This window comes from Brachyspira pilosicoli (assembly GCF_019402445.1).
Classification (GTDB): Bacteria; Spirochaetota; Brachyspiria; order Brachyspirales; family Brachyspiraceae; genus Brachyspira; species Brachyspira pilosicoli_B.
In genome coordinates this window covers 1-3,953 of sequence record NZ_SRZM01000158.1, presented here as the reverse complement: position 1 = coordinate 3,953, position 3,953 = coordinate 1, and the positions used below count along the sequence as shown (strand labels likewise).

Below are 3,953 nucleotides of genomic sequence, written 5' to 3'. Positions count from 1 at the left end.
AAAATACATAATTTAAAAATATTAATTATTATTTTCAAATAATTAATATTAAGGAAAATAAAAAATGAATTTTTATAAAATATATTACAAAAAGTATATTAAGTTATTTTTAATTTAATCATAAAAACAAAATTATAATATCCAACAATTTATATATATATATTAACTTATTGTAAATTTAAAAATCTATATAGTGAATAAAATATTATATTTTTTCTATATAATATAGAATTTAAATAAAATAGGCTTGAATCTATTATTAAAATCCAAGCCTATATATTACAAAATTATAAAAACTATTCTAAATAACAGTGATGGAATCTGTGGAAGCCTAAAGAATCATAATATACTCCTTTAAGTTTTGGAGATACCAAAAGAGGCTCTGTATAGAAATATATTGGTATTATAGCTTCATCTTTCATAAGCATCTCTTCTGCTTTATGCATAGTCTCCATTCTAAATTTTTGATCTCCTGAAAGCATAACTTCATTTATCATATCATCATAAGCTTTGTTGCTGTAAACACTATAATTGTTTGGAGAATAACTAACACATAAAGTCATAAAGTTAATAGGGTCATTAAAGTCTCCATTCCAACCACCCCTAGCCATTTCTATATTTCTGTCATATCTAGTTTGTAAAAATACGGCCCACTCCTCTTGGGTTAAACTAACATCAATGCCTAAATTTTCTTTCCACATCTGCTGAACAGCTTCAAATATTTTTACATGAAGTCCTGGGTCTGCTTTAAACTCCATAACAGGAAAACCTTCACCATTAGGATATCCAGTTTCAGCCATTAATCTTTTAGCTTCTTCTACATTAGATTTATATGCTTCTTTACTTACATCTATATATTCACCGCCATTTTCTCTAAAATCTCCTTCATAATCTGATATACCATAAGGAACTAAAGCACCAGCAGGTTTTTCTCCGCCTCTTGTTATTTGCTCAACTATATAGTTTCTGTCAATTGCAAGAGATAATGCTCTTCTTACTCTCACATCTTTTAATATATCATTTGTTAAATTTAAACAATAATAATATGATGATATTCTTGGTTTAATTACTATAAATCCTTCATCATTTAATGTTTGTATATCTTGTCTAGGGAATGACCTAGCAAAATGCAAACTTCCTGCTTTTACACCAGCTACAGAAGCAGTCTCATTTTCCATAAGAACGAATGTTATTTTATCAGGTATAATAGTATCTATATTCCAATAGTTTGTATTTTTTACCATTATAAGGCTTTCATCTCTATTTCTCTCTACAAGCTTAAAAGCTCCATTTCCTATATAACTTTCTGCATTTAAAGTCCATTGGTCACCATATTTTTCAATAATATCTTTTCTTAAAGGATAGAAAGTAGGAAAGCTTAAAAGCTCTAAAAAATATGCAGCAGGTGCTTCTAATTGAACTTCTAATGTAAAATCATCTATTGCTTTTACTCCTAAACTTTCTTTTGGCATATTTCCAGCTGTTATAGCTTTTGCATTTTTTACAGGTTCATGCTGATATCCATACTGGCTTCCTGTTGCTGGGTCTACAACTCTCTGCCAAGAATAAACAAAATCATTTGCTGTAACTATTTTACCATCAGTCCACTTTGCATTGGTTCTAAGTTTAAATGTATATATAAGTCCGTCATCACTTACTTCCCAGCTTTCTGCAACTCCTGGTATTAATTTACCATTATCATCTTTTTCTACTAATCCCTCAAATGTATGAGTTAAATAAAATACTGCATCTGATGTTACATTTATACTGGGGTCTATAGTGTTTGGTTCAGGACCAGTGTTTATAAATATTGATATTCCTTCTTCTTTCTTATTACCGTTTGAACATGATATAACAAATAAAAAGATTAAAAAAGATATGATTATTTTATTTAGTTTTGCCATATTTCCTCCTAACATCAATTAAACAAAAAATAACTTTGTAAAGTATTATTATAAATAGTATACACTTTATATATATTAAAGTCAATTTAATATTTATTATTGCAAGAATAAAAAAGTAGTAATTTAAATCATAAAAAATAAAAAATATTATTTACAAATAAAAAATAACTGATATCATAATAATACCTAAATGAGTAACTATTAATGTTTATCATGAAGGAATATTTTAATTTTTATATTATCTAATTTATGGAAAATAATAGAATTGCTGTTATAGGTATAATAATTGAAGATACTAATAATGTTTCAAAGGTAAATGAAATTTTGCATGAATACAGCGACTTTATTATAGGAAGAATGGGGATTCCTTATAGAGAAGAGAATATAAATATAATCAGCATAGTCTTAAATGCTCCTAATGATAAAATTAATAGTTTGACTGGTAAACTAGGTATGCTTGAAGGTGTTTCTGCTAAGGCACTTTATGCAAACAAAAAATAATAAGCAGTTTAATTATTAGGAGTTTATATTATGTCATCTGAAACTTTATTTAAGTACGATTCAAAATCAAAAAATGCAAACGAATTTATTAACGATGAAGAAATATTAAAAACAATATCTCAAGTTGAAAGCGGTAATTACAATATAAGAGATATATTAGACAAGGCTAATAAAATGAAAGGGCTTGAACCTAACGAAGCATTGGCTTTACTTCTTTGCGATGATAAGAAAATAGAAAATGAAATATTTGAAATAGCGAAGAAAATAAAATTAGAAATATATGGAAAAAGAATTGTATTATTTGCTCCGCTTTATTTATCAAATTATTGTGTTAATGGATGCGTTTACTGTCCTTATCATGCTAAAAACAAACATATAGTTAGGAAACAATTAACTCAAGATGAGATTATAGCGGAAGTGATAGCATTGCAGGATATGGGACATAAAAGGCTTGCATTAGAAACAGGAGAAGACCCAGAGTATGCAAGCATGGAGTATTTACTTGAATCAATAAAAACAATATATGGCATTAAACATAAAAACGGTGCAATTAGAAGAGTGAATGTTAATATTGCCGCTACTACAGTAGAAAACTATAAAAAGTTAAAAGATGCAGGCATAGGAACTTATGTATTATTTCAAGAAACATATCATAAACCAACATATGAGAAAGTTCACCCAAGCGGACCTAAAAGTAATTATGAATATCATACTGAAGCAATGGACAGAGCTATGGAAGGAGGTATTGATGATGTTGGAATAGGCGTATTATTTGGTCTTTACAATTATAAATATGATTTTACTGCTATGCTTTATCATGCAAAACATTTGGAAGAAACTTTCGGGTGTGGACCTCATACAATAAGTGTTCCTAGAATAAGACCTGCTGATGATGTTGATGTAAAGAGTTTTCCTAATGCTATAACAGACAATTTATTCAAAAAAATAGTTGCCGTTTTAAGAATTGCTGTTCCTTACACTGGAATAATAGTTTCTACAAGAGAGAGTAAAAAATCAAGAGAGGAAGTTTTGGAGGTTGGAGTTTCACAGATAAGCGGAGGCTCAAGAACAAGTGTGGGAGGATATGTTGAAGAGGAGGAAGAGAACTCTAAACAGTTTGAAATTTCTGATAATCGTTCACTTGATGATATTATAAAATGGCTTTGCGATATAGATTATCTTCCGAGCTTTTGCACAGCTTGTTATAGAGAAGGAAGAACAGGCGACAGGTTTATGTCTTTTGCTAAAAGCGGACAAATAAAAAATTTCTGTCAGGCTAATGCAATAATAACTTTGAAAGAATACAAGAATGATTATGCCAAAGAAGAAACTAAAAAATCAATAGACAAAGTTATGAATAATGAAATAGAACGCATACCTAATGAAAAAGTTAAAACCAAATTGGCAGAAGCTTTAAAAGGAATAGATGAAGGAAGGAGAGATTTTAAGTTTTAATTTAGGATTATTCTTTTATGATTGATTTAGATTTTTAATTATACTGGAGTAAATATATTTGTTAAATTTAAAATAATTTGCAGGGCTTTGCCC

At 28.5% G+C, this 3,953-nt stretch carries 3 protein-coding genes; 2 read left to right on the top strand and 1 reads right to left on the bottom strand.

Annotated elements, in window-relative coordinates; translation table 11 throughout:
• Positions 1-296 precede the first annotated feature (296 nt).
• Complete coding sequence (locus tag E6A48_RS06170) at positions 297-1,904, bottom strand: peptide ABC transporter substrate-binding protein (RefSeq protein ID WP_219709185.1); 1,608 nt, start codon at positions 1,902-1,904, stop codon at positions 297-299.
• A 249-nt stretch (positions 1,905-2,153) separates the two neighbouring features.
• On the opposite strand from E6A48_RS06170, the gene E6A48_RS06165 reads away from it, so the two are divergent.
• Both E6A48_RS06165 and hydG read left to right on the top strand, forming a co-directional pair.
• Complete coding sequence (locus E6A48_RS06165) at positions 2,154-2,405, top strand: TM1266 family iron-only hydrogenase system putative regulator (protein WP_219709184.1); 252 nt, start codon at positions 2,154-2,156, stop codon at positions 2,403-2,405.
• A 30-nt stretch (positions 2,406-2,435) separates the two neighbouring features.
• Positions 2,436-3,860, top strand: coding sequence for a [FeFe] hydrogenase H-cluster radical SAM maturase HydG (gene hydG, locus E6A48_RS06160; protein ID WP_219709183.1), 1,425 nt, complete (start codon positions 2,436-2,438; stop codon positions 3,858-3,860).
• Positions 3,861-3,953: the final 93 nt, after the last annotated feature.